Consider the following 24,636-nt stretch of genomic DNA (forward strand, 5'->3'; position numbering starts at 1 on the left):
TCCAGCGGATCGGCGGCTGGAAGAGCCACCCGGATTTGCACCGGGTCCAGGCGAGTGTGGGTGCTCTAGCGCTGGGGTGGGGGAATGATCAAGTCCCGATCTTGTCCCGCCATGACGGCAAGGCCTGTGCAACGTCGCTCGGCCCCCACCTCCCGTCACCCGACCTGTTCGAAATGCCCCGTCGCGAAATCCTCCGCCAGCAGCGCCACGATCCGTTCCGCGACGACGCGCGGTTCCTTCACCGACTTGGGGTCCTCACCCGGATAGGCGCGGCGACGCATGTCGGTGCGGGTCGCGCCTGGGTCGAGGATCGCGGTGCGGATGTTGCTGATTCGCTCCATTTCGTCACCGTACGCCGAAACGATCGTCTCGAACGCCGCCTTGGACGCGCCGTACAGTCCCCAATAGGCGCGCGGCTTGCGCCCGACGCTCGAGCTAACGCCGATCACGCGCGCGCGGTCGGACTTGCGCAGCATCGGGTCGAACGCCGCAATCAACGCGGCCTGTGCACTGACGTTCAGCGTCAGCACCGCCGCCATTTCCTTGGGATCGATCGCGGGCACGGGTGCGAGCGTGCCGAGCATCGCCGCGTTGAGGACGAGAATGTCCAGCGTCAGCCAACGTTCTCCGATCGCCTGGCCGAGCCGCGCAATCGCATCGGCCTGGGTCAGATCGAGCGGCGCGATCGTCGCCGATCCCCCCGCATCGAAGATGGCGTTCTCGACCGCTTCCAGCGACGCCGCGGTGCGCGCGGTGAGGACGACATGCGCCCCGGCTGCGGCGAGCGCGATCGCCGTCGCGGCACCGATCCCCTTGCTCGCGCCAGTAACGAGCGCGATCCGCCCGGCAAACGGACGGTCGGCAGCGGGCTGTTCGACAGCGGTATCGGTCATCGTCGGCAGTCCTTAGCTGACGCGTTCGGCCAGCAGCGCGAACTGGTCGACCGACGAGACATCATCCTGGTCGGTCAGCGTCGTCGGATAGTCGCCGGTGAAGCAGGCATCGCAATGGCTTGGCCGGATCGCGTTGCGCTGCGGCTCGCCGAGCGCCTTGTACAGGCCGTCGATCGAGACGAACGCGAGGCTGTCGGCCTTGATATACGCCGCCATCTCCTCGAGATTCTTCGTCGCGGCGAGCAGCTTGGCACGCTCGGGCGTGTCGACGCCGTAAAAGCACGAATGCCGCGTCGGCGGGCTCGCGATCCGCATATGGACTTCGGCCGCGCCCGCTTCGCGCATCATCTCGACGATCTTGAGGCTGGTCGTCCCGCGCACGATCGAATCATCGATCAGCACGATCTTCTTGCCCGCGATCAGCGCGCGATTGGCGTTGTGCTTCAACTTCACACCAAGGTGACGAACCTTGTCGCCCGGCTGGATGAAGGTGCGCCCGACATAATGCGAGCGGATAATCCCGAGTTCGAACGGGATGCCCGATTCCTGCGCATAGCCGAGCGCCGCCGGGGTGCCCGAATCGGGGACCGGGATGACGAGGTCCGCATCGACCGGGCTTTCGATCGCGAGCTGCGCGCCGATCGCCTTGCGGACGGTGTAGACGCTGCGGTCCTCCGAGATCGAATCGGGGCGCGAGAAATAGACGAATTCGAAGATGCACGGACGCGCCGACACGGGCGCGAACGGGCGATGCGAGGTGATCTCGCTGCCCTTGACCATCACCAGCTCGCCCGGATCGATCGAGCGGACGAAGGTCGCACCGACGACGTCGAGCGCGACCGTCTCGGAAGCGAAGATCACCGCGTCGCTGCCGTCCGACTGTTCGATCCGGCCCATCACGAGGGGGCGGATGCCGAGTGGATCGCGACACGCGATCATGCCCTCAGGCGTCATCACGATCAGCGAATAGGCGCCTTCGACGCGCTTCAACGCATCGATGAACTTGTCGACGACGGTGCGATAATTGGACGTCGCGACGAGATGGATGATCGTCTCGGTATCGCTGGTCGACTGGAAGATCGACCCGCGCCGGACGAGATCGCGGCGCAACCGCATCGCGTTCGAGATATTGCCGTTATGCGCGATCGCGAACCCGCCCGAGGCGAGGTCGGCGTAGAGCGGCTGGACGTTGCGCAAAGCGGTCTCGCCGGTGGTGGAGTAGCGCACATGGCCGCAGGCGACCGTGCCGCGCAGCGGGACCATGATCTCCTCGCGGTCGAAATTGCCAGCAACGTGGCCCATCGCGCGGTGGGTATGGAATTCGGCACCGTCGAAGCTGGTGATGCCAGCTGCTTCCTGCCCGCGATGCTGGAGCGCGTGGAGCCCCAGCGCGACCAGCCGGGCGGCGTCGGCCGCGCCGGAGATACCAAAGACACCGCATTCCTCATGCAGTTTGTCCCCGTTTTCGGGGGCTTCGAACGGATTGGTTGTGAGCATTGGCGCCCTTCGGGGGAGGGTAGAGCTTCGAGGCCGCATATAGGGACGGTGATCGGCTTTGTCGCGCTTTTGTAACATCCCCCGGAGCGATTGGTCGCATTGTTCGTTCCGGCGGCTTTCGGGGATCGAAAATTGTCGCGCATTGGGAGTTGAGCATGGCGAAGGATCACGGGCCGAGCATCAAGGACGACAAACTGTATGAAGATTTGCGGCGCGATGGGGCGTCGCCGGAGAAGGCAGCGCGAATCGCCAACGCCAAGGCGGCGGGGACGATCGATCATCACGGCGGGGGCAAGCTGGAGGATCGCACCAAGGACGATCTGATGGACGAAGCGCGAAGGATCGGGATCGCGGGACGGTCGACGATGACCAAGGACGAACTGGTCGAGGCGATCCGCAAGGGGTGACCAAATGCCGTCACCCCGGCGGAGGCCGGAGCCGCCACGTAACAGGCACCCGTCTGCCCCGAACGTGGCAGCCCCGGCCTGTGCCGGGGTGACGGGGCGCATCTCTCCCGCTACACCGCGCGCCATGGCAGACCCTCGCGAAACCGGCCTCGTGCTCGACCCGAAATATGATGCCGCCGGCCTCATCACCGCGGTGGCGACCGACCGCGCCACCGGCGAAGTCCTGATGCTCGCGCATATGAATGCCGCTGCGCTCAAGCTGACGGTGGAAACCGGCGATGCGCATTTCTGGTCGCGCAGCCGCGGCGCGCTGTGGCGCAAGGGCGAGACGTCGGGGCATGTCCTGCGCGTCCACGATATCCGGATCGACTGCGACCAGGACGCCGTCTGGCTGATCGTCGATCCCGCCGGACCGGCGTGCCATACCGGCGCGCGCAGTTGCTTCTATCGGCGCGTCGACCGCGATCGGCTGGTCCCGGTCGCATGAACCGCACGCCGCTGGCGGTGCTTCTGCTGCTGGCAGCATGCCAGCAAGGCGCGCCGCCGCCGACCCGGACGACCGCGACGCCGATCGGCCTGGAAGCCGCCGCAATCCAGGCGGGAATCATCCCCGATCCAGCCAGCACCGACATTACCGGCCTGTACGCGCGCGAAGGCGACCGGGTCTGCATCGTCCCCAGCGCGACTGCGTATCGGATCGGGGTGGCGGCCGATTATGACGACCGCGAACATTGCAGTGGCACCGGCACGGTCACGCGCGCTGGCGAGATCCTGCACGTCACGTTCGAGGGTGAGGGTGGCGGCCAAGCATGTGCGTTCGACGCGCGGTTTGAAGGCGATCGCCTCGTTTTCCCCGGGCGCCTGCCATCCGCCTGCCAGCGGATCTGCACCGGTCACGCGTCCGTCAGCGGTCTTATGCTCGACCGGTTGAGCGAATCGCTGTCCGAAGCATCCACGCTGCGCGACCTTCGCGGCAAACTGCTATGCCCGAGCGACGGACGGTCTTGACGTTCACGTAAAGGGCAACTATTTTGGCGGGCATGAGCACCGGTGCCGCCTATGCCGTGATCGATCGCCACCCGACGCGCGATCACTTTTCCATTTCCGACCTGTCGGCGGAATTCGACGTCACAGCGCGGGCGTTGCGCTTCTACGAGGATGAGGGCCTGATTGCGCCAGAGCGGCGTGGAACGACCCGCATCTATTCGCAGCGTGACCGTGCGCGGCTCGCGTGGATCTTGCGCGGCAAGCGCGTCGGCTTCTCGCTCGGCGAAATCCGCGAGATGATCGACCTGTACGACATTGGCGACGGCCGGAAGATCCAGCGCCAGACGACGATCGAGCGCTGCCGCGACCGGATCGCGCTGCTCACCGCGCAGAAACGCGACATCGATGCGGCGATCCACGAACTCGACGATTTTGTCACCCTGCTCGAAACCCACGACGGCCAGACCGCCTGAAGGACTCCCCATGCCCCAGTACACGCCCCCCGTCCGCGACACCCGCTTCATCCTCGATCACGTGATCGGCATGCAGAGCTACGCCAATCTCCCCGGCTTCCAGAACGCGACCCCAGACGTGGTCGATGCTGTGCTCGACGAGGGCGGCAAGTTCGTCGCCGAAGTGCTGTTCCCGCTCAACTATTCGGGCGATCAGGAAGGCTGCGTGCGGCATGACGACGGTTCGGTCACCACGCCCAAGGGCTTCAAGGAGGCCTATCAGGCGTTTGTCGAATCGGGCTGGGGAACGCTCAGCGCGCCCGAGGAATTCGGCGGGCAGGGGATGCCGCACGTCGTCTCGACCGCGTTTCAGGAATATATGATCTCCGCCAACATGGCGTTCGCCATGTACCCCGGCCTGTCGCACGGCGCGATCGCCGCGTTGCTGGTCAAGGGCTCGGACGAGCAGAAGGCCAAGTACGTCCCCAAGATGGTCAGCGGCGAATGGGGCGGGACGATGAACCTGACCGAGCCGCAGTGCGGCACCGACCTCGGCCTGATCCGCACCCGCGCTGAGCCGCAGGCCGACGGATCGTACAAGATCACCGGCACCAAGATCTTCATCTCGTCGGGCGAGCATGACCTGACCAGCAACATCATCCACCTCGTGCTGGCAAAGACGCCGGGCGCGCCGGAAAGCTCGAAGGGCATTTCGCTGTTCGTGGTGCCCAAGTTCATGGTCGGCGACGACGGGTCGATCGGCGAACGCAACGCGGTCACCTGCGGCTCGATCGAGCACAAGATGGGGATCCACGCCAATTCGACCTGCGTGATGAACTATGACGGCGCGACCGGCTGGCTCGTCGGCGAGGAAATGAAGGGCCTCGCGGCGATGTTCATCATGATGAACGCCGCGCGCCTCGGCGTCGGGTTGCAGGGCCTTGGCGTCGCCGAAGTCGCCTATCAGAATGCGGTGCAATATGCGCAGGACCGCCGCCAGGGCCGCTCGCTCACTGGCGCCAAGGAGCCGGGCGAGAAGGCGGACACGCTGTTCGTCCACCCCGACGTCCGCCGCATGCTGATGGAGTCGAAGGCGCTGACCGAAGGCCTTCGCGCCCTCTGCCTGTGGGGCGCGCTCCAGGCCGATCTCGAACATGCCGCGGTCAGCGACGAAGAGAAGCAGCTCGCGGGCGATCTGCTCGGGCTGCTGACGCCGGTGATCAAGGGCTATGGCACCGACAAGGGCTATGACATCGCGACCAACGCGCAGCAGGTGTACGGCGGCCACGGCTACATCGCCGAATGGGGCATGGAGCAATATGTCCGGGATGCGCGGATCGCGATGATCTACGAAGGCACCAACGGCGTGCAGGCGATGGATCTGGTCGGCCGCAAGCTCGCGCAGAACGGCGGACGTGCGGTGCAGGCGCTGTTCAAGGTGGTGGCCGAGGAAGTCGCCGCCGCCAAGGCCGATCCCGCGACCGCCGTGTTCGCGGGCGCGCTGGAAAAGGCGAATGGCGAGCTCCAGCAGGCGACTTTGTGGTTCATGCAGAACGGCATGCAGAACCCCGACAACGTCGGCGCGGGCGCGCACAGCTACATGCACCTGATGGGGATCGTCGCGGTCGGGCTGATGTGGCTGCGGATGGCGGTCGCCGCGACCAGGCTGAAGGCAGCGGGCGAGGGGGACGTGAAGTTCCTCGACGCCAAGTTGATGACGGCACGCTACTTCGCCGAGCGCGTGATGCCCGAGGCTGGCGCACTGCGCCGCAAGATTGAGGGCGGGTCCGAGGCGCTGATGGCGCTGTCGCCGGAGATGTTCGAGGCGGCTTGAGGGGTCGCGCTGACCTTAATCCTGCGTCACCGGGCTTGGCCCGGGGTCCACCGGGGTCCTGTCCGATCATGTGCGGAGTCACATCGCGATGGATCGCGGCCGTCACGGGTACGACGGTGGGGGGGCGGAATTACTTGCAACCCGTCCGTCATTCCCGCGCAGGCGGGAATCCATTAGCACCGTCCGTCCTGTACTGCGCTGTCAGCCAGTATGGATCCCCGCCTCCGCGGGGATGACGGAAGTGGAAGCGTGACCCCTCAAATGTCCGCTGCCGACGCCTCAGGCTGAACGGCGAAAATTGGTGGTTAGCTGCCATTTCGAGCAGGTGCCGGGCGGGGCAGTGTTCCAGTCTCGAACGACCGCTCCCAACCTTCCGCAGCGATCAGCCGCGCTTTTAGGAACGTGAACTCGACCTGTGAGATACGCTGGTCAGTGCTGCTGATGAAGTCCACCTTGACCGATTGCTTGCCGCAAGCATCGGCGGGCCCGTCAATGTAATCCCAACCAAGAAAACGGAACTGGTCAGCGTTCATGGTTTCGGCCATCGACCGAGCACCCGCCACGCCCGTTCCGAGCGGTCGTCCCACATCCCCAGCGCCGAGGGCGAAGCTGGCGGATTGATCGATCAATCCGTCTAGCAAGGCGTCTGCATTCGGGCCTCCTGCCGATGCCGCCGCTATAATCTTTTCAGCTCGACGGCCAAGTGCTTCATGCAAAGAACGGGCGGTGTTAATGTCGGCCAGATCGCAACCCAAAATGGGCGCGTTGATAGCGAGGAGCAGGATGGCAGCGATCATGGTTGAACGCTGCCCGACATTTCGAATGTCCGCTAGTGGGCGGAACCGGAACTGCTGCAATTTCGGGGGCGACCCGCTATCGAACGATCGCTCCAAAGAAAGGCCCCCAATGCCCGCAACCCTCTACGGCATCCCAGCCTGCGACACCGTAAAAAAAGCCCGCACCTGGCTAGACACCAACGGCATCGCCTACACCTTCCACAACTACAAGACCGCAGGCGTAGACCCCGCGCTCCTGCGCCAATGGATCGATCAGCTCGGCTGGGAAAGCGTCCTCAACCGCGCCGGCACGACCTTCCGTAAGCTCCCCGACGCCGACAAGACCGACCTCGACGCCGACAAGGCGCTCGCGATTATGCTCAGCAACCCCTCCGCCATCAAACGCCCGATCCTCGTCAAGGACGACGTGCTGCTGGCAGGCTTCAAGCCCGATACCTATGTTGAGGCCCTCAAGCCCTGACCCGAAGGACCAAGCCCATGCCGACCGCACGCTGGAACGGAACCGTGATCGCCCAGTCGGACGATACCGTGATCGTCGAGGGCAACCATTATTTCCCCGCCGACAGCATCGTCGCCGACCTGTTCGAACCGAGCGCGACGCACTCGCATTGCCCGTGGAAGGGCGACGCGAGCTACAAGACGCTCGTTGTCGACGGCAAGCGCAACGTCGACGCGGCCTGGTATTACCCCGACCCCAAGCCCAAGGCCGCCGAGATCAAGGATCGCTTCGCCTTCTGGAAGGGCGTGACGGTCGACTGACGCGCCCGACTGGCGCGGGGCCGCGCAAGCCGCTATCCCCGCGCCATGTCCACGACCTTCACGATCGACACCGCGACCAGCCGCGCCAATCCGACGCCCGCGCCGATGAAGCGCCTCACCGTCCCCGCGATCCGCGCGCGCAAGGGGAAGGGCGACCCGCTGGTGATGCTCACCGCTTATACCGTGCGCAATGCGCAATTGCTCGACCCGCATTGCGACATGCTGCTGGTCGGCGACAGCCTCGGGCAGGTGATCTACGGCCTTCCCTCGACCGTGCCGGTCACGCTCGAGATGATGGCGGCGCATGGCGCTGCGGTGGTGCGCGGCAGCTATCATGCGGTCGTGGTGATCGACATGCCGTTCGGCAGCTATGAGGCATCGCCCGAAAAGGCGTTCGAAAGCGCGGCATATCTGCTCAAGCAGACCGGCGCGGCGGCGGTGAAGCTGGAGGGCGGCACCGCGATGGCGCCGACCGTCCGTTTCCTCAGCGAACGCGGAATTCCAGTGATGGGACATGTCGGGCTCACCCCGCAGGCGGTCAACACGCTCGGCGGTTATGGCGCGCGCGGCCGGACCGCGGCCGAGGCCGAGAAGATCGTCGCGGATGGCTGCGCGATCGCCAAGGCGGGGGCGTTCGCGCTGGTGATCGAAGGCGTGGTCGAACCGATTGCGATCGAGCTGACCCGGATGGTCGATTGCCCGACGATCGGGATCGGCGCGTCGGCGCAGTGCGACGGTCAGGTACTGGTCGCCGAGGACATGCTTGGCCTGTTCGAGCGCACCGCGCGCTTCGTCAAGAAATACGATGATCTGGGTGGCCGCATTTCCGCCGCAGCCGCAACCTATGCGGCGGAGGTCCGTGCGCGCACCTTTCCGGGTGCCGAGCAGATTTACGCCCCCAAGGATTGAGTCCGCTCCGTTTCCCTATCGTACCATAGCGTAACGATTGCCCGCTTTTGTTTAGGCGGTCGCACGGCTAAGGTCCGCTCCTTCCCGCCCCATCCGATGGAGTTTCCCAGTGGCCGTGCCACCCAACACCGATGCTGCATTCCTCCGGGAAGTCGACGAGGAACTCCGCCGCGACCAGATGGCGACCGCCTGGCGCCGTTACGGCATTGCCGCGATCGTTGTCGTCGTGCTGATCGTGCTCGGCTTCGGTGGGTGGCAGATCTATCGCGCGCACCAGCAATCGGTCGCGGGCGACGAGGGCGAGGCGCTGAGCAAGGCTTATGAGGATATGGGCGCACGCCGGTCGGGCACGGACGCCGAACTGGCGACGCTCGCTGATTCCGGGGTAAAGGGCTATCGCGCGCTGGCGCTGATGAGCCAGGCCGATCTGCTGCTCCAGAAGAACGATCTGCGCGGCGCCGCTGCGAAATTTGCGGCGATCGCGAACGATGCATCGATCGGTCAGCCGTTCCGCGATCTCGCACTGGTCCGGCAGACCAGCGCCGAGTTCGACACGATCAAGCCCGACGTGGTTGTTTCCCGGCTGCGCGGATTGGCCGTGAAGGGCAACCCATGGTTCGGCAGCGCCGGCGAGATGGTTGCCGTTTCGTATTTGAAGATGGGGCGCCGCGATCTCGCGGGGACGTTGTACGGCCAGATCGCACGTGAACCCGACGTCGCAGAGACCGTCCGGCAACGCGCGGTTCAGATGGCCGGCGTATTGGGGGTTGATGCCGTGAACGAGCCGAAGGAACAGAAGTCGCAATGAAGATGACCAATCGAGTCTTGCTGGTTGCGGTCTCCGCCATCGCCTTGAGCAGCTGCGCGACGTTCAAGGGTAAGAAGAAGACCCCGGTGCTCGGCAATCGCATTGCGATCTTGCAGGGCGAGAATGACGTGATCGCCGACAAGACGATCGCCGAGGTCCAGGTCCTCGTGCCGCCGGCCGCGACCAACGACAGTTGGGCGCAGCCAGGTGGCTCCGCCTCCAAGTCGCTCGGCCAGTTGACGCTAGGCACGTCGCTCAATCGCGCCTGGAGCGTGACGATCGACGGCGGCACCAATCGCCAGCGGCTCGGTGCAGCACCGGTCATCGGCGGCGGTCGACTGTATGCGATCGACGTCAACGCGATGGTCCATGCCTATTCGGCCAGCACCGGCGCGCGCGCCTGGGACGCCAGCATCGCGACGACCGACAAGAAGGCTCGTAGCGCGCGCTTCGGCGGCGGCGTCAGTTTCGACGACGGCAAGGTGTTCGCGACCGACGGCCTCGGCGATGTGGTCGCGCTCGATGCGGCAAGCGGCAAGGAATTGTGGCGGGCCAAGCCAGGCGCACCGCTGCGTGGCGCGCCGTCGGTTGCCAATGGCCAGATCTACGTCCTGAGCCAGGATAACCAGCTGTACGTGTTGTCACAGGCCGATGGCACGGTCGTCTGGACCGCCTCGGGCTCGATCGAGACGCAGGGCGTGTTCGGCGTCGCGGCACCAGCGGTCAGCCAGGGCACGGTCGTCGCAGGCTTCTCCTCGGGCGAGCTCAACGCCTATCGCTACGAGAACGGTCGCACCTTGTGGCAGGACGCGCTGTCGCGCTCGTCGATCTCGACCTCGGTGTCGTCGCTCGCCGATATCGACGCGGACCCGGTCATTGACCGCGGGATCGTCTTCGCGGTCGGGCAGGGCGGCCGCATGGTCGCGCTCGAGATCGTCTCGGGCCAGCGCCTGTGGGAGCAGAACTTCGCCGGCATCTCGACCCCTTGGGTTGCCGGCGAATGGGTCTTCATCGTGACCGACGATGCGCGACTGGTCTGTCTTGCGCGGGCGACGGGCAAGGTCCGGTGGATCAGCCAGCTGCGCCATTTCGAGAGCGAGAAGGTCCAGAAGGACGGCACGATCAAGGACAAGAAGAAGGCCAACCCGATCACCTGGTACGGCCCGGTGCTCGCTGGCGGTCGTCTCGTGCTGACCAACTCGCTCGGGCAGATCGTTTCGGCCTCGGTCGAGAACGGCAAACTGGGCACGGTGATCGAATCGAAGGCACCATTCACGCTGCCGCCGGTCGTCGCCAATTCGACGCTGTATGTGCTTGACCAGAAGGGTCGTCTCGCGGCCTATAAGTAACCGCGACACGGCGGGGTGACGAAGACGTGCGCTTGCCCTAAGGGAGGCGCATGTCCAGTCTCCCTGTGGTCGCGATTATCGGCCGGCCGAACGTCGGCAAGTCGACGCTCTTCAATCGTCTCGTCGGAAAGAAACTCGCGCTCGTCGACGATCGCCCCGGCGTGACCCGCGATCGGCGCGAGGGGGCGGCGACGCTCGTCGGGCTCGATTTCCGCGTCATCGACACCGCCGGTTACGAGGACAAGGACGCCGCGTCCTTGCCCGGCCGGATGCGCGCGCAGACCGAGGCCGCGGTCGCACAGGCCGACGTCGCGCTGTTCCTGTTCGATTCGCGCGCGGGCATCGTGCCCCTCGACGAGGAGATCGCGCGCTGGCTGCGCGGATCGACCACCCCGGTCATCCTCGTCGCCAACAAGGCCGAGGGCAAGGCCGGGGCAGACGGCATTCTCGAGTCGCTCTCGCTCGGTTTCGGCGATCCGGTCGAACTGTCGGCGGAGCATGGCGAAGGGCTGGTCGAATTGTTCGACGCGCTGCTCCCCTTCATCGAACCCGAGAAGGACGCGGCTGGCGACGACATTCCCAACGCCGACGTCGACGAGGAATATGCCCCCGACGCGCCGCTCAAGCTGGCGATCATCGGGCGTCCGAACGCGGGCAAATCCACGCTGATCAACCGCATCCTCGGCGAAGACCGTCTGATTACCGGCCCCGAAGCGGGCATCACGCGCGATTCGATCGCGGTCGACTGGATCTGGCACGACCCCGAGCGCGAGCCCGGCGAGGATGCGCGCAAGGTCCGGCTGATCGACACCGCCGGCATGCGCAAGCGCGCCAACGTGCAGGACAAGCTCGAGAAGCTGTCGGTCGCCGATGCGCTCCACGCGATCGATTTTGCCGAAGTCGTCGTGCTGTTGCTGGATGCGACGCGCGGGCTCGAATCGCAGGATCTGCGCATTGCCGATGCCGCGCTTCAAGAAGGCCGCGCGCTGATCGTTGCGATCAACAAGTGGGATGTGGCGGAGAATGCCTCGAGCCTGTTCAACGGCATTCGTACTGCACTCGAGGATGGCCTCAGCCAGATCAAGGGCATGCCGGTGCTGACCGTATCGGCGGCGACCGGCAAGGGGCTCGATACTTTGCTCAAGGTCGCATTCGACACGCGCGACGCCTGGTCGCGCCGCGTCGGTACGGGCGAGCTCAACCGCTGGTTCGGACGCGCGGTCGAGGCCAACCCGCCGCCAGCCCCCGGGGGCAAGCGGATCAAGCTGCGCTATCTGACGCAGGCGAAGACTCGTCCGCCGGGCTTCGTCCTGTTCGGCACGCGGGTCGACCAGTTGCCGACGAGCTATCAGCGCTATCTGATCAACGGGATCCGGCGGGATCTCGGGTTCGGCGCGGTGCCGGTCCGGCTGACGCTCCGCGCGCCAAAGAACCCGTTCGACCGGTAGGGCACGCGCAACGGTTTAAAAAAATAAGGAGCGCTTCCCCGGCGAAGGCCGGGGCCCAGTAGAGGTGGCCGAGAGCATCGGGCGCGATGCTCTCCACCCTACGGCCCGCAACTGGCCCCCGGCCCTCGCCGGGGAAGGGCTTAGATCGTTCAAGTAAATACGCTACGCGCGCAAAGCAGCTGCCACCTCCCGCGCGGCGCGCACGCCACTGTCATGCGCCCCATGCGCGGTACTGAAGTCGACCGGATTGGTGGCTTCGCCCCCAAAGAAAATTCGGTCATCAAACGGCCGTGCCAACGTCTCCCGTGCAGCGGCGTGACCCGGCAGCGCGCAGCTATAGGCGCCTCCGATTCGCGGGTTGGCGCTCCACGCCGAGGCGATGATCGGCCGGAGCGACCGGCGCGCGTCGGTTCCGAACAGCGCGACGAGATCGTCGATCGCATCCGCAAACGCCGCATCTTTGCCCTCGGCTTCGGCCCGGCGCGCGCCTTCACCACCGAAAAAGCACTCGATGACCGGCCATCCGAGCGGCCGGATATAGCAAGACGCGCTTGATGCCTCGCCCGGCTTGCCGAGGACCTGTGTCTCCGCTTCGAACGGCGCGGGACCATCGATCGCGAGGAACAGCTTCTCGTTGCGGCCGAGCGGCAATTGCGCTGCCGCAGCGCGCCATGGCTCCAGCGCGTCGGGGAGGGCGATCGTGTTTCCGGCGAGGACCGCTGTCGATACGGTGAGGATGACGGCGCGGGCGGTAATGTCCCCCGCCGACGTCGTCAGACGAACCCCGTTCGCCTCGAGCAGTACGCTTTCTACCGGGGTCGATACATGGTGAGCGACGTCCGCGGGCATGCTCATGGCGATGAGCGCCCCATAGCCACCGGGCAGGCGCCAGTTGCAGTCGGTCGCGGCATTCTCATACGCCAGGCAATCGGCGACCGAGATCCGATCGGGTGTCACACCACTGATGAAGCCGGTCATCGCCGCAATATGCCCGTTCCAGGCGCACTCGGGCAGCAGCGAGTCGGACGCTCGGTCACTCGACGGCGGCGCGTCTTCCATCCGTTCCAGCCAATGCTCGAACGCCGTTCTCGCGGCACGCTGGTCGTGCGGCGAAAAGCCGAGGTTGCGAAACTGCTGGCCCCAGGCTGGCATCCGGCGATCGATCGCCACGCCTGACGCTTCCGCGACCGTTGTCCAGGCATTGCGGTCGGCAGAATGCAGCCAGCCACATCCAAGATCGAGCGCGACCCCCTGGTGCGGCACGCTCTGCGCCCGCCCGCCGAGGCGCGACCCCGCTTCGAGCAGGATCGTGCTTCGACCGGATCCCGAAAGCGTGCGGGCGGCGGCGATGCCCGCCGCACCGCCGCCGACGATCACCACGTCATATTGGCTGTCCAAGACCTGCGATCCTCCGGCGCGCGCTCAGGCGACCGGGGGCAGGCGGTCGAGCATCTTGTCGAGCGTCACCGGGTAATCGCGAATGCGGATTCCCGTCGCATTGTAGGCGGCATTGGCAATCGCCGCGCCGACGCCGCAGAGGCCGAGTTCGCCGACGCCCTTGGCTTTCATCGGCGAAGATGTCGGGTCGACCTCGTCAAGGAAGATGACCTCCTGGTGCGGAATGTCGGCATGAACCGGCACCTCGTAATTCGCCAGATCATGGTTGACGAAGAAGCCGAAGCGCTTGTCGACGGCGAGTTCCTCCATCAACGCGGCGCCAGCGCCCATCGTCATCGCACCGATCACCTGACTACGCGCAGACTTCGGGTTCAGAATTCGTCCGGCTGCGCAGACCGCCAGCATCCGCCGGATGCGGACCTCACCGGTATAGGCATGGACACCGACCTCCACGAAATGCCCGGCAAAGGTCGACTGCTGATATTGCTTGCCCAAGTCGCCATATTCGATGGCATCTTCCGCCGACAGACCTGCATCGCCCACGGCTTCGCTCAGCGATACGCTGCGATTGCCCGAGCGTACCTTGCCGTCCGCAAATTCCACGTCCGCCGAATTGAAGCCGAGCTTCTGCGCGATCTGCTCGCGCAGCTTGACGCAAGCCGCGTATACGCCCGCCGTCGAGTTGTTCGCACCCCACTGACCGCCCGATCCCGCCGAAACCGGCGAGTCCGAATCGCCCAGATCGACGCGCACGCGGTCCAGATCGACACCCATCATCTCCGCCGCAGTCTGGGCTAGGATGGTGTAGGTGCCGGTGCCGATGTCGGTCATGTCGGTGGTGACGGTAATCATCCCCTTGCGATCGATCCCGACCCGCGCCGCCGACTTCATCGTCATGTTGTTGCGGAAGCCCGCTGCGATGCCCATGCCGACCAGCCAATGCCCATCCCGCACCTGCGCGGGCTTGGCGGTGCGCTTGCTCCATCCGAATTGCTCCGCGCCGACCTGCATGCACTTGATCAACTGGCGCTGCGAGAAGCGGCGCTCGGGCTTTTCGGGATCGACCTGCGTGTCGTTGAGCGCACGAAACGCGATCGGATCCATGCCGAGCTTCTCGGCCATCTCGTCCATCGCGATCTCGAGCGCCATCAGGCCCGGTGCCTCGCCCGGCGCGCGCATCGCATTGCCCTCCGGCAAATCGAGCACCGCCAGACGCATCGACGTCAACCGGTTGGCGCCCGCATAGAGCAACTTGGTCTGCGACACCGCCGTCTCAGGGCCGCCGCCGGGCAGATCGCCCGAACCGCTCTCGTGCGCGATCGCGGTGATCTTGCCGCTGCGGTCGGTGCCGATGCGGATCCGTTGCGTCGTCGCCGGACGGTGAGTCGTGTTGTTGAACATCATTGGCCGCGCCAGCGCGACCTTGACCGGACGTCCCGCCGCGCGTGCACCGAGCGCCGCCATGATCGCGTCGGTCCGCACGAACAGCTTGCCGCCGAACCCGCCGCCGACGTAAGGCGAAATCAGGCGGACATTCTCCTTGGGGATGCCAAGCGTCTTGGCGACATCGCCCTTGCCCCAGTTGATCATCTGGTTCGAGGTCCACACCGTCAGCTTGTCGCCGTCCCAGCGTGCTAGCGAAGCGTGCGGCTCCATCATCGCATGGCTGTGGTCGGGCGTGGTGTAATGCGCGTCGAGCTTGACGCTGGCGCCGGCGAAGACGCTTTCGAACGTGCCGACGCGGTCTTCGCCCGAGCCCTTTTCCTGACCCTTCTCGCCCTTGCCCTTGCCGTGCAGGGGAGCGGTCTTGAGCGCGTCCGTGAGGTCGAACCGACCCTTGTCGCGCGTGTAATCGACGCGGACCAGCCCCGCCGCGGCGCGCGCCTGTTCGAACGTTTCGGCGACGACGATCGCGATCGCCTGGTGGTAGTGCTGGATCTCGGGCCCACCCAGCAGCATCGCCGTGTTGAAGTCGCCCTTTGTCAGCTTGCCCGCCTCGGCGGCCGTGACGATCGTGAGGACCCCAGGCGCTGCCTTGGCTTCGGCAAGATGCATCCCGCTGATCCGCCCTTTGGCGATCGCTGCGTGGACGATGTAGCCATACGCCGGGTTGGCGACGACATCATGCCGTTCATAGGCATAAGGCGCGGTTCCGGTCGTCTTGAACTTGCCGTCGATGCGGTCGTGCGGCTTGCCGACGACTTTCATCTGGTCGATCGGGTTCTGGCCCGCAGGCGTGGTGAACTTCATGCGCGTGTCTCCGCGATCACCGCCGCGAGCGTACGCTCGACCAGCGGAACCTTGAATGCGTTGTCCTTGGTGGGGCGAGCGCCGGCCAGCAGCGGTGTGGCGACGGCCTTGGCCCCGTTCGGCAGCTGGGCGTCCGCCGCTTCGATCCGCCAGGGACGGGGTGCGATGCCGCCGATCGCGACGCGACCGCTGCCGTCCTTCTGGACGACCGCCGCGACCGAAACGAGCGCGAACGCATAGGACGCGCGGTCGCGCACCTTCTGGTAGACGTGCGTGCCGCCGAGCGGCTTGGGTAGCGTGACCGCGGTGATCAGCTCGCCCCGCTCGAGCGTCGTCTCGATGTGCGGCGTGGTGCCCGGGAGCGCGTAGAAGTCGGCAATCGGAATCGTGCGGGCCTGGCCGGTCGGGTTGATCGTCTCGACCCTGGCATCGAGCAGCCGCATCGCGACCGCCATGTCGCCGGGATAGGTCGCGATGCAGGCATCGCTCGTCCCGATAACGCCCAGCTGGCGGCTGTACCCGCCGAGCGCCGCGCAACCCGAACCGGGCTTGCGCTTGTTGCAGGCCTGGTTGGGGTCGTAGAAATACGGGCAACGCGTCCGTTGCAGCAGATTGCCTGCCGTCGTCGCCTTGTTCCGCAACTGGCCCGACGCGCCCGCGACGATCGCCCGGCTGAGCACGCCATAATCGCGGCGCACGCGTGCATCCGCGGCGAGCGTCGTGTTCGACACGAACGCCCCAACCCGCAAGCCGCCGTCCTGGGTCGGCTCGATGCGGTCGAGCTTCAGGTCCTGAATGTCGATCAGATGCGATGGTGCCTCGATCTCGAGCTTCATTAGGTCGAGCAGGTTGGTACCGCCGGCAATGAACTTGGCGCCCGGCGTCCGCGCAACCGCAGCCGCCGCCGCAGCAGGGGAGGCGGCGCGCTCATAGGTAAAGGGCTTCATGCGCGCGTCTCCGCAACATCGGTCATGGCTTCGAGAATGTTCGAATAAGCACCGCAACGGCAGATGTTGCCGCTCATGCGTTCGCGCATTTCCGCGTTCGATATCGGTGCCTTGGTGGTGAGGTCGCCGGTCACGTGGCTGGGGACGCCCGCGCGGATCTCCTCCAGCACCGCTACTGCCGAACAGATCTGGCCAGGCGTGCAATAGCCGCACTGATAGCCGTCATGCTTGATGAAGGCTGCCTGCATCGGATGCAGCTTGTCCGGGGTGCCGAGACCCTCGATCGTGGTGACCTTGTCGCCCTGGTGCATGACCGCCAGGCTGAGGCAGGAATTGATCCGCTTGCCGTCGACCATGACCGTGCAGGCTCCGCACTGGCCGTGGTCGCAGCCCTTCTTGGTGCCGGTAAGGTGCAGATGCTCCCGCAGCGCGTCGAGCAGGGTCGTGCGCGTGTCGACATTTAGGTCACGGCGCTTGCCGTTCACCGTCATGGTGATCTTGGCCATCGCGGGGGCCTTGTCGCCGGGACGCAGTGAGGTCTGCGCCTCGACCGCCGGAACCCGGGTAACTGCCACGGCTGCCGCGCCGCCGGCAAGAATGCCCCGGCGCGAGATCTCTGGGGATCCGCTGTCCTTCATTGCTACGCTCCGTATGTGTGTCGGGGCATGAGGCCGACGTTGTTCTGGTAAACCGATCACCCACCCGCATCAGGCAGTGTGACGAACTGAAAATGTAGGTAGATTTGCTTAGACGCAGAGATACGCGCTTCAGAACGACGCAGGGCCGATCCGTGTTCCGACAACCATGACAAATACGCAATATCCGGGCAATCCGCCTTCTGGCCGACGGCAGGCGGACGTGCGCCGGGCCGGCAGGGTCTTCAGGAGAACCAATGGCCGGGTGGCTCGTTGACGCGCCGTAACCCCGCCAGGAGGCCCGCCATGTCCGACACCGACCAGACCGATCTCACCACCGCCCGTGCGGTCCGTATCGAGCACTTCGGCGGACCCGAGGTCATTGCAGTCGCGAACATCGCTGTTCCCGAGCTTGAGCCGGGCGAGGTACTCGTGCGCATGGCGGTGGCGAGCATCAATCCGGTCGACTGGAAGATTGCCGAGGGAAAATATCCGCCACTCGGTAAAGACAAGTTGCCGATCGTGCTAGGTCGCGATTTGTCGGGGACGGTGGTCGCCGTCGGCGCGAACGGGGGAGATGCCGCGGTCGGGGGTCGTGTCTGCGCGTTCATCGATACCGATCGGGGCGCGCAGAGTACGCTGGCGGTGCTCAAGCCAGGGGAAGCGGTCGCGGTGCCGCAAGCGGTCGGGCTGGACGTGGCCGGGGCAGTGCCGCTCGCGGCGATGACGGCGTGGCAGGGCATGTTCGATCACGGCGGGCTGGCAGCGGGTCAGTCGATCCTGATCCACGGTGCGGCCGGCGGAGTCGGCCATATCGCGGTGCAGCTCGCCAAGTGGAAGGGCGCACGCGTGGTCGCGACCGCGTCGGAAAAGGACCTCGATTTCGTCCGGAGCCTCGGGGCGGATGTCGTCGTCGATTACAAGAACGAGCGGTTCGAGGATGTGGCCAGCGACCTCGACATGGTGTTCGACACGCAAGGGGGCGAGACGCAGGATCGCTCCTTAGCGGTGCTGCGCAAGGGTGGCATTCTCGTCTCGACGCTCGATCCCGATGAGCGCAAGGCCGCCGAGCATGGCGTGCGAACGGTGCCGCGCTGGCATGCGCAGCCGGATGCAACGGCATTGGCGCAGGTCATCGCGCTGATCGCCGCGGGTTCGATCGTCGTGACGATCGCCAAGCGATTTCCCCTCGAAGCGGTCCGCGATGCACAAGCCTATGCGCAGAACGAGCATCCGCGCGGCAAAGTAATCCTGACCAATGGGCAGGCCTGATCGACCGCTCCCCTCGAACGGCATCCAACGATCCCCATATAGGGCGAATGGCGATGCTCACGGTCTGGTACGATGGAGGATGTCCGCTGTGTCGGCGCGAGATCGCGCTCATGCAGCGGCTGGACCGCAATCGCGCGATCCTCTTCGTCGACGTCGCGAATCCTGCCGGCGGCAGTTGCCCGATCGACCGGGCAGACCTGCTCGCGCGGTTCCATGCGCGCGAGAACGGGGTAATGGTGTCGGGGGCGGCGGCTTTCGCTGCGATGTGGCGCGTTATTCCACGGTTACGTCTGCTCGGGCTCGCGGCGCGCGTGCCCTGGGTCCTGGCAATGATGGAAGGCGCTTATGTGACCTTCCTGAAGATACGACCCCATCTGCAACGTGTCGCGCGGAGGCTCGAGCGCGAGCGGGTCGGGTGATGCCGCGGACCACGACAGCCAAGGAAACCCCGTGACCGACAATCGTAGCAAGGGCCGGTCCGTACCGAGCGGACGACTGGCGAGACTTGGCGTCTTCGGCCGGCTCGCAGGTGGCGTCGCCGGCGGTGTCGTGGCGGAAGGGGCGCGGCGGCTGGCAAGCGGAGAGGTTCCCCGCATGGGGGACCTGTTGCTGACCCCGGGCAACGCCGTTCGCGTGGCCGACCAGCTGTCGCACCTGCGTGGAGCGGCGATGAAGCTCGGGCAGATGATCTCGATGGATGCGGGCGACATGCTGCCCCCCGAACTCGCGACGATCCTGGGCCGTCTGCGCGACAGCGCGCACCACATGCCGCCGCAGCAGCTCGACATGGTGCTGACCCGGGAATGGGGAAAGGACTGGCGGCGGCGGTTCGCCCATTTCCAGGCGCATCCCATCGCCGCCGCGTCGATCGGCCAAGTCCACCGCGCGCGCCTGCCCGACGGCCGGGAGCTTGCGATCAAGGTGCAATATCCCGGCGTCAAGAGCAGCATCGATTCGGACGTGGACAACGTCGCGACGCTGCTGCGGGTGTCGGGGGTCCTGCCCAAGACCCTCGATGTTGCGCCGTTGCTGGGCGAGGCGAAACGGCAGTTGCACGAGGAAGCCGACTATCTGCGCGAAGGGGAGATGCTCGCGCGCTACGGTGCGCTGCTTGCCGATGCGCCGCAGTTTGTGGTGCCCGAATTGTTTCCTGAGCTGACCACGCCGCACGTGCTGGCGATGGATTTCGTCGGGGGCGTGCCGATCGAATCGCTCGAGACGTCGCCACAGCCGGTTCGCGACCGGGTGACGGGACATCTCATCGATCTGGTGCTGCGGGAACTGCTGGATTGGAGGCTGATGCAGACCGATCCCAATTTCGGCAATTACCGCTGGCAGCCGGAAACCGAGCGACTGATCCTGCTCGACTTCGGCGCGACGCGGGTGGTGCCCGCGGCGACCGCGCAGGGCTACCGCGCATTGTTGGTGGCGGGACTGGCGGGGGAGCGGGATGCGGTGCGCGAGGCGGCGGTTGCGGCGGGGTTCCTCGGCGCCGCTGCGGTGACGGCGCATCGCGCGCTGGTCGACCGGATGATCGATGTGATTCTGGGCGAACTCAACAAGCCGGGCGTGTTCGATTTCGGCGATCGCGCGTTTGTCGGCGTGCTGCGGGACCAGGGCATCGATATGGCACGGGATCGTGACACCTGGCACATTCCGCCGGTCGACACGCTGTTCGTCCAGCGCAAGATCAGCGGAACCGCATTGCTGGCGGCGCGGCTTAAGGCGCAGGTCGACGTGCGGCGTTTGGCCGGTGCGTACCTCACCGCGTGATCGGCGGGCGGCGGGAACGGATGGCGTCCTGATCCGCTTCAGCTGCATCCCCCGAAGCGGAAGAGGTATCTGATGACGCAGGATGACGAAAAGTGGATGCGCCGCGCAATCGAGATCGCGCGGTTGAAGGGTTCCGACCCGTCGACGTCTCCGTTGGGATCGGTGATCGTGCTGGACGGCAAGATGATCGCCGGGGAACGTAACCAGACGCATGAACTGCCCGATGCCACCGCGCACGCCGAGATGATGGCGATCCGGCGTGCCTGCGAGTCGACCGGGGAACTGGAGCTGCGGAACGCGACGCTCTACTCGACGCTGCAGCCGTGCGGCATGTGCACCATGGCGTCGATCTGGTCGAAGGTCGGGCGCGTCGTCTACGGTGCCGAAGCGGCCGATGTGCATCCGATGTATTTCGAGGCCCGGCATACCGATACGCTGGATTTCGTCCGCAACGCCTATCGGGACGATATCGTGTTCGAGGGCGGATGCCTGCGGGCGGAATGTGCCGAATTATACTACGGCCCCGACGACGAGCTCCCCAAGGAGGAACAGGCCAACCTGTGACCGGATCGGTGGTTGGTGATCGGTGGGCAAGGCGGTAGTACCGCGCCTGTTCGCGGCACTGTGCCGCCCGGTCTGGAGTGATGATGGAACCCGCCGACGCCAAGGATCTGATCGACGAAGCGATCGAACGCGCCGAGGAAAGCTCGAACGCGGCCGAGCGTGCGGAGCGCGAGCGGGAGCGGCGGTTTCGCGATCGTGTATCGCTGATGGTCGGCGGGTTCGCCGTCGCCCTTGCGATCGTCCATATGGGCGCGGCGGGTGCGCAGCGCGAAAGCCTGCTGCAGGGCATCGCTGCGTCCGACAGCTTTGCGTACATGCAGGCCAAGATCGTCCGGGAAACGGTGCTCAAAACCGCGGCCGCGCAGCCAGGCGCGATGCCGGCCGATCGTGCCAAGTGGCATCAGGAAGCGCTTCGGCTGCGCGCGCCCGATGCCGCCGGGCACGGGATCGGCCAGCTTCAAGACTCGGGGGCACGCCAGCGCGAAGCCGGCGAGACCGCCGCACGGCGCGGCGAAGGGTTCGAACTTGGCGAGACCGCGCTCCAGCTTGCCATCGTGCTGCTGTCCATCGCGATGGTGGCACGGTCCAAATGGATCGCGGGCGGGGCAAGCGTGGTCGCGGCGATCGGCATCGTTCTGGCGGCGGCTGCCAGCTTCGGCGTCTTGCTCTGATCAATGCCGTTGACCGCTACGGTCGCCCTTGGTCTACCTGCGCGATGAAGTTGGAGAGTTCGGTTCGGCGGCGTGCCTCGGCGGCAAATTCGCGGTCGATGCCGAGCGCCCAGTGTAGCGAGCGTCGGTCGGGGTCGTGCTGGAGCGCGTCAAGCAGATCGGCTCTGGTCGCGACGGCCGCTTCGTCCGCCGCCAGGCCGGCTTCGATCAACGCCCCCGCCTGACGCCGCAAGGCCGACGCGATCTCCCCCGGCGCGAGTTCCGGGTGATATTGCACGCCCCAGAAGACACCACCGTCGTGGCGGATTTCGGCCGCCTGCACGGCCGTAACCGCGTTGCTCGCCAGCAGCGTGGAATCCGCTGGGAGCCGTTCCACTTCATCGCCATGAATGGCCGGAGCATCCCAACTGGCCGCCCGGTCGGCAAGCAGCGGATGGCCGCGTCCGGCGTCCGTCGCGGTGATGCGGCGCGCAATGCCCGCTTCCATCCGCTCGGGCATCTTGCGCACGGTGCCGCCCGCTGCGGCGACCGCCAGCTGCAGTCCCGCGCACGATCCAAAAGCGCGCGTCGTCGATGCAAAGACGTTGCGCATGAATGCGATCTGGCGAGCAACCTCCGGGCTGTCCTCATAGACGTGCAACGGCGACCCGGTGATGAAGACCGCGTCGAAACGGCGGATCGCGTCCGGCGAGTAGACCACCGCATCCGCATCCGCAGGCGCGACGATCGTGATCGATGCATCCGGCCGAAGCTGCTGCAGCGTCGCGGCATAGCTTTCGCCAGCGCTCTTGCCGACATGTGCGCGACGTTCGGCGCGATCTTCTGCCGTTTCGCTTTCGGCGACGAGGAATTTGAGCAAGATCAGTCCTTGTCTAGTGCGGTGACCGATGCGCGGCGCCGTACCAGCAGAATGGCGGCCAACCCCGCGACGCCGGCAAGGGTCACCGCTCTGACCGTGCCGGGGTGGCGTTCGGCCGTGGTGTACAGGCTCGTCTGGCGACCCGCCTGGACCCCGGACCGTTCCTGTCCCCGCTGGGTCGGCTCGAAGAGCGTGGTCGATTCCGTCTTCGGACGCGTCGTGTCCGACAGCGTCGGCATCAGGAAACCCGACAGTCGATCGAGCGCGGCAGGAAAGTGCGTGCCGATCAACACCTGCAATCGTCCGGCCCCGCCAACGGTAATGTCGCGGCGGACGTGTTGCGCGGCGTCCAGAATGGCGTCGGCGACCAGGGCTGGATCATAGACGGGGGGCGGGATCAGCGCCTCGCCTTCGACGTGATTGGCGGCATGTTGCGCGATCGGCGTATCGATTCCCGATGGCTTGATCAGCGTAACCGCTATCGGCAGACCGTCGGCGATCAGCTCCATGCGAAGCGCATCGACGAACCCCTTCACCGCATGTTTCGACGCCGCATAGGCGCTCAGGATCGGGGAGGGGAGGTCCGAAGCGATCGATCCCACCGTGATGATTGCCCCTCCTCGATCGCGCAGGTGCGAGACAGCCGTGAGCGCGCCATGCACCGCGCCGAAATAGTTTGTCCGAAACAGCCGTTCGTGTTCGTCCAGCGGCGTGTCGATCAGTTTGCCGTAAATGGCGGTACCGGCATTGTTGACCCAGGTGTCGATCCGTCCGTAGCGCGTCCGGGCTGCGGCAGCCGCCGCGCGAACGGCCTTGATGTCGCCCACGTCGGCAACCGCGAAGATGGCATCGCCGCCCGCGGCCGTAATACCCTCGACCGCTTCGCGTAGCGATTCCGCGTTGCGTGCGACCAGCACCACCTTGGCGCCCTGCGCGGCGGCGCGTTTGGCCGTGACAAGCCCGATCCCGGAACTGGCTCCGGTAATGACGATGACTTGCTCGGCGATGGGCTTGAGCGCGATCTTCATGGCGAACGAATTGCTCCGGAAAGGCGACGATGCTGCCCAAACGGGCGACGTGTTCGTTCGCTCCCCCTTGCCGCAGAAACTTCGCCCCCTGGTCAGATACGGGACGGTCGTATCTCCTGTCGCTAGCGGTCGGTCCCTGGCACCGGGGCGGTGGACTTGGTGCGATGCGGCTCCAGCCATCCGCCATCCGCCAGCCAGTCGTTGAGCCGATCGGGCCAGTGGAGGATCGAGATCCGGTTGGATTCGTCCAGATTGAACGCGTGCCCGCTGTCTGCGAACATATGCAACTCGGCCGAAACGCCAGCGGCGCGCAGTTGTTCGTACAGTGCGACCGACGGTGTCGCGCAACAGGGATCGCGGCTTCCGGCCACGATGAAGGCCGGCGGGGCGTCGGCGACGGCCTTCGCAGGGATGCCGCGCGGCCCGGGAAACACGAGGATCTGGAAATCGGGACGCGCCGATTGCCGGTCGATCCGGTCGGTAACGGGTCGCCCGGCAGGCTCGGGATTGTCCGCGATGAGCGACACCAGTTCGCCCCCGGCCGAGAACCCCATGACCCCGATGCGGGCCGGGTCGATTCCATAATCGGCGGCGTGCGCGCGAACCCAGCGCACGGCCCGCCGGGCGTCATCGGCCGCGTCGCCTTCGACCGAATATGGCGCGCCGGGCTCGTTCGCGAGGCGGTATTTCAGGACGAACGCGGACACCCCCATCCGGTTCAGCGCGGTGGCCACCTTGGTGCCTTCGTTGGTCCAGACCAGCAGTTTGTGGCCGCCCCCCGGGAAGATCACGACGGCCGCGCCGGTGTTGTGCTCTTTCTTTGCCGGATAGGCGAGCACCGTCGGTTGTCGAATGTTGCGGACCCAATAGTCGCGCCCGATCTCGGGGGCGGGAGGACGCGCGTCCTTGCCCGGTGCGCCGCTCGGCCAGAGCGGAATGGTGACCGGCGTTGAGGCGTGCTCCGGCGGGGGATCCTGCGCGTCAGCGCCAGTTGCCGTAAGGCCAAGGCACGCAAGGGCCATCCAAGCTGTCACACGCACCGTCACTCTCCCTGGAACTGCGCCGCTTTCGGGCGTTATCGCTATCATTACCATCGCGC

26 protein-coding genes and 1 other annotated feature (1 of these 27 cut by a window edge) are annotated in these 24,636 nt (G+C 65.9%); of the genes, 16 read left to right on the plus strand and 10 right to left on the minus strand.

Annotated features, from left to right (window positions below; genetic code table 11):
- Positions 1 to 51, minus strand: a sequence feature (sul1 is cis-regulatory element that is thought to sense ions involved in sulfur or methionine metabolism; They are found in Alphaproteobacteria); it reaches 5 nt to the left of the window's first position.
- Positions 52 to 155: 104 nt separating this feature from the next.
- Together L8K25_RS16695 and purF are read right to left on the minus strand one after the other, a co-directional pair.
- Entirely contained in the window at positions 156 to 893 is a 738-nt protein-coding gene (locus tag L8K25_RS16695) for an SDR family NAD(P)-dependent oxidoreductase (RefSeq protein WP_242140103.1), read from the minus strand.
- 12 nt (positions 894 to 905) lie between these two features.
- Positions 906 to 2,390 (minus strand): amidophosphoribosyltransferase, encoded by a 1,485-nt coding sequence (gene purF / locus L8K25_RS16700; protein ID WP_242140104.1) that lies wholly within the window; start codon positions 2,388 to 2,390, stop codon positions 906 to 908.
- Positions 2,391 to 2,545: 155 nt separating this feature from the next.
- Here purF and L8K25_RS16705 point away from each other — a divergent pair, with 155 nt between their 5' ends.
- From L8K25_RS16705 to L8K25_RS16725, 5 genes are all read left to right on the plus strand, one after another.
- Positions 2,546 to 2,797 (plus strand): Rho termination factor N-terminal domain-containing protein, encoded by a 252-nt coding sequence (locus L8K25_RS16705; RefSeq protein ID WP_242140105.1) that lies wholly within the window; start codon positions 2,546 to 2,548, stop codon positions 2,795 to 2,797.
- 124 nt (positions 2,798 to 2,921) lie between these two features.
- A complete protein-coding gene (hisI, locus tag L8K25_RS16710; protein ID WP_242140106.1) occupies positions 2,922 to 3,284 on the plus strand; it encodes a phosphoribosyl-AMP cyclohydrolase in 363 nt (120 codons plus the stop codon).
- Positions 3,281 to 3,805 (plus strand): hypothetical protein, encoded by a 525-nt coding sequence (locus L8K25_RS16715; RefSeq protein ID WP_242140107.1) that lies wholly within the window; start codon positions 3,281 to 3,283, stop codon positions 3,803 to 3,805. The genes hisI and L8K25_RS16715 overlap by 4 nt, the downstream gene beginning before the upstream one ends.
- A gap of 32 nt (positions 3,806 to 3,837) precedes the next feature.
- Positions 3,838 to 4,257 (plus strand): MerR family DNA-binding transcriptional regulator, encoded by a 420-nt coding sequence (locus tag L8K25_RS16720; RefSeq protein WP_242140108.1) that lies wholly within the window; start codon positions 3,838 to 3,840, stop codon positions 4,255 to 4,257.
- A gap of 10 nt (positions 4,258 to 4,267) precedes the next feature.
- Entirely contained in the window at positions 4,268 to 6,070 is a 1,803-nt protein-coding gene (locus tag L8K25_RS16725; RefSeq protein ID WP_242140109.1) for an acyl-CoA dehydrogenase C-terminal domain-containing protein, read from the plus strand.
- Between the two features lie 305 nt (positions 6,071 to 6,375).
- Here L8K25_RS16725 and L8K25_RS16730 read toward each other — a convergent pair whose 3' ends face one another.
- Positions 6,376 to 6,867 (minus strand): hypothetical protein, encoded by a 492-nt coding sequence (locus L8K25_RS16730; RefSeq protein WP_242140110.1) that lies wholly within the window; start codon positions 6,865 to 6,867, stop codon positions 6,376 to 6,378.
- A gap of 109 nt (positions 6,868 to 6,976) precedes the next feature.
- Between L8K25_RS16730 and L8K25_RS16735 the strand changes: the two genes are divergently transcribed.
- The 6 genes from L8K25_RS16735 (at position 6,977) to der (ending at position 12,140) form a co-directional block, all read left to right on the plus strand.
- A complete protein-coding gene (locus L8K25_RS16735) occupies positions 6,977 to 7,327 on the plus strand; it encodes an ArsC family reductase (RefSeq protein WP_242140111.1) in 351 nt (116 codons plus the stop codon).
- Positions 7,328 to 7,344: 17 nt separating this feature from the next.
- Positions 7,345 to 7,626, plus strand: a complete 282-nt coding sequence (locus L8K25_RS16740; protein ID WP_010163901.1) for a DUF427 domain-containing protein — start codon at positions 7,345 to 7,347, stop codon at positions 7,624 to 7,626.
- Between the two features lie 45 nt (positions 7,627 to 7,671).
- Positions 7,672 to 8,535 (plus strand): 3-methyl-2-oxobutanoate hydroxymethyltransferase, encoded by an 864-nt coding sequence (gene panB / locus L8K25_RS16745; RefSeq protein ID WP_242140112.1) that lies wholly within the window; start codon positions 7,672 to 7,674, stop codon positions 8,533 to 8,535.
- A 109-nt stretch (positions 8,536 to 8,644) separates the two neighbouring features.
- Positions 8,645 to 9,343, plus strand: a complete 699-nt coding sequence (locus L8K25_RS16750) for a tetratricopeptide repeat protein (protein WP_242140113.1) — start codon at positions 8,645 to 8,647, stop codon at positions 9,341 to 9,343.
- Complete coding sequence (locus L8K25_RS16755; RefSeq protein ID WP_242140114.1) at positions 9,340 to 10,692, plus strand: PQQ-binding-like beta-propeller repeat protein; 1,353 nt, start codon at positions 9,340 to 9,342, stop codon at positions 10,690 to 10,692. Before L8K25_RS16750 ends, L8K25_RS16755 begins: the two co-directional genes overlap by 4 nt.
- A 50-nt stretch (positions 10,693 to 10,742) precedes the next feature.
- Positions 10,743 to 12,140, plus strand: coding sequence for a ribosome biogenesis GTPase Der (der, locus tag L8K25_RS16760; protein ID WP_242140115.1), 1,398 nt, complete (start codon positions 10,743 to 10,745; stop codon positions 12,138 to 12,140).
- Positions 12,141 to 12,302: 162 nt separating this feature from the next.
- Here the strand turns inward: der and L8K25_RS16765 are convergent, their stop codons facing one another.
- The 4 genes from L8K25_RS16765 to paoA are packed head-to-tail and all read right to left on the minus strand — an operon-like array spanning position 12,303 to position 17,373.
- Positions 12,303 to 13,538: an FAD-dependent oxidoreductase gene (locus L8K25_RS16765; RefSeq protein ID WP_242140116.1), complete on the minus strand. Its 1,236-nt coding sequence runs from the start codon at positions 13,536 to 13,538 to the stop codon at positions 12,303 to 12,305.
- A gap of 24 nt (positions 13,539 to 13,562) precedes the next feature.
- The gene (gene paoC, locus L8K25_RS16770; protein ID WP_242140117.1) at positions 13,563 to 15,788 is read right to left on the minus strand and encodes an aldehyde oxidoreductase molybdenum-binding subunit PaoC; all 2,226 of its coding nucleotides are present in this window, start codon (positions 15,786 to 15,788) and stop codon (positions 13,563 to 13,565) included.
- Positions 15,785 to 16,735, minus strand: a complete 951-nt coding sequence (locus L8K25_RS16775; protein WP_242140118.1) for a xanthine dehydrogenase family protein subunit M — start codon at positions 16,733 to 16,735, stop codon at positions 15,785 to 15,787. The genes paoC and L8K25_RS16775 overlap by 4 nt, the downstream gene beginning before the upstream one ends.
- Entirely contained in the window at positions 16,732 to 17,373 is a 642-nt protein-coding gene (gene paoA / locus L8K25_RS16780; protein ID WP_242140119.1) for an aldehyde dehydrogenase iron-sulfur subunit PaoA, read from the minus strand. Before paoA ends, L8K25_RS16775 begins: the two co-directional genes overlap by 4 nt.
- A 303-nt stretch (positions 17,374 to 17,676) precedes the next feature.
- On the opposite strand from paoA, the gene L8K25_RS16785 reads away from it, so the two are divergent.
- From L8K25_RS16785 to L8K25_RS16805, 5 genes are all read left to right on the plus strand, one after another.
- Positions 17,677 to 18,642 carry an NADP-dependent oxidoreductase gene (locus tag L8K25_RS16785; RefSeq protein ID WP_242140120.1) on the plus strand — a complete coding sequence of 322 codons (966 nt, stop codon included), beginning with the start codon at positions 17,677 to 17,679 and terminating at the stop codon, positions 18,640 to 18,642.
- A gap of 47 nt (positions 18,643 to 18,689) precedes the next feature.
- Positions 18,690 to 19,061: a DUF393 domain-containing protein gene (locus L8K25_RS16790; protein WP_242140121.1), complete on the plus strand. Its 372-nt coding sequence runs from the start codon at positions 18,690 to 18,692 to the stop codon at positions 19,059 to 19,061.
- Between the two features lie 31 nt (positions 19,062 to 19,092).
- The gene (locus L8K25_RS16795; RefSeq protein ID WP_242140122.1) at positions 19,093 to 20,415 is read left to right on the plus strand and encodes an AarF/ABC1/UbiB kinase family protein; all 1,323 of its coding nucleotides are present in this window, start codon (positions 19,093 to 19,095) and stop codon (positions 20,413 to 20,415) included.
- Positions 20,416 to 20,487: 72 nt separating this feature from the next.
- Positions 20,488 to 20,979, plus strand: a complete 492-nt coding sequence (locus L8K25_RS16800; RefSeq protein ID WP_242140123.1) for a nucleoside deaminase — start codon at positions 20,488 to 20,490, stop codon at positions 20,977 to 20,979.
- 80 nt (positions 20,980 to 21,059) lie between these two features.
- Positions 21,060 to 21,650 (plus strand): DUF4337 family protein, encoded by a 591-nt coding sequence (locus L8K25_RS16805; RefSeq protein WP_242140124.1) that lies wholly within the window; start codon positions 21,060 to 21,062, stop codon positions 21,648 to 21,650.
- A gap of 16 nt (positions 21,651 to 21,666) precedes the next feature.
- Here the strand turns inward: L8K25_RS16805 and L8K25_RS16810 are convergent, their stop codons facing one another.
- The 3 genes from L8K25_RS16810 to L8K25_RS16820 form a co-directional block, all read right to left on the minus strand.
- Positions 21,667 to 22,509 carry a type 1 glutamine amidotransferase gene (locus L8K25_RS16810; protein WP_242140125.1) on the minus strand — a complete coding sequence of 281 codons (843 nt, stop codon included), beginning with the start codon at positions 22,507 to 22,509 and terminating at the stop codon, positions 21,667 to 21,669.
- 2 nt (positions 22,510 to 22,511) lie between these two features.
- The gene (locus L8K25_RS16815; RefSeq protein ID WP_242140126.1) at positions 22,512 to 23,537 is read right to left on the minus strand and encodes an SDR family oxidoreductase; all 1,026 of its coding nucleotides are present in this window, start codon (positions 23,535 to 23,537) and stop codon (positions 22,512 to 22,514) included.
- 122 nt (positions 23,538 to 23,659) lie between these two features.
- On the minus strand, positions 23,660 to 24,577 hold the full coding sequence (locus tag L8K25_RS16820) for an alpha/beta hydrolase (protein ID WP_242140127.1): 918 nt from the start codon (positions 24,575 to 24,577) through the stop codon (positions 23,660 to 23,662).
- Positions 24,578 to 24,636 lie beyond the last annotated feature (59 nt).

This window comes from Sphingomonas sp. TREG-RG-20F-R18-01 (genome assembly GCF_022662475.1).
In the GTDB taxonomy this organism is placed as follows: domain Bacteria; phylum Pseudomonadota; class Alphaproteobacteria; order Sphingomonadales; family Sphingomonadaceae; genus Sphingomonas.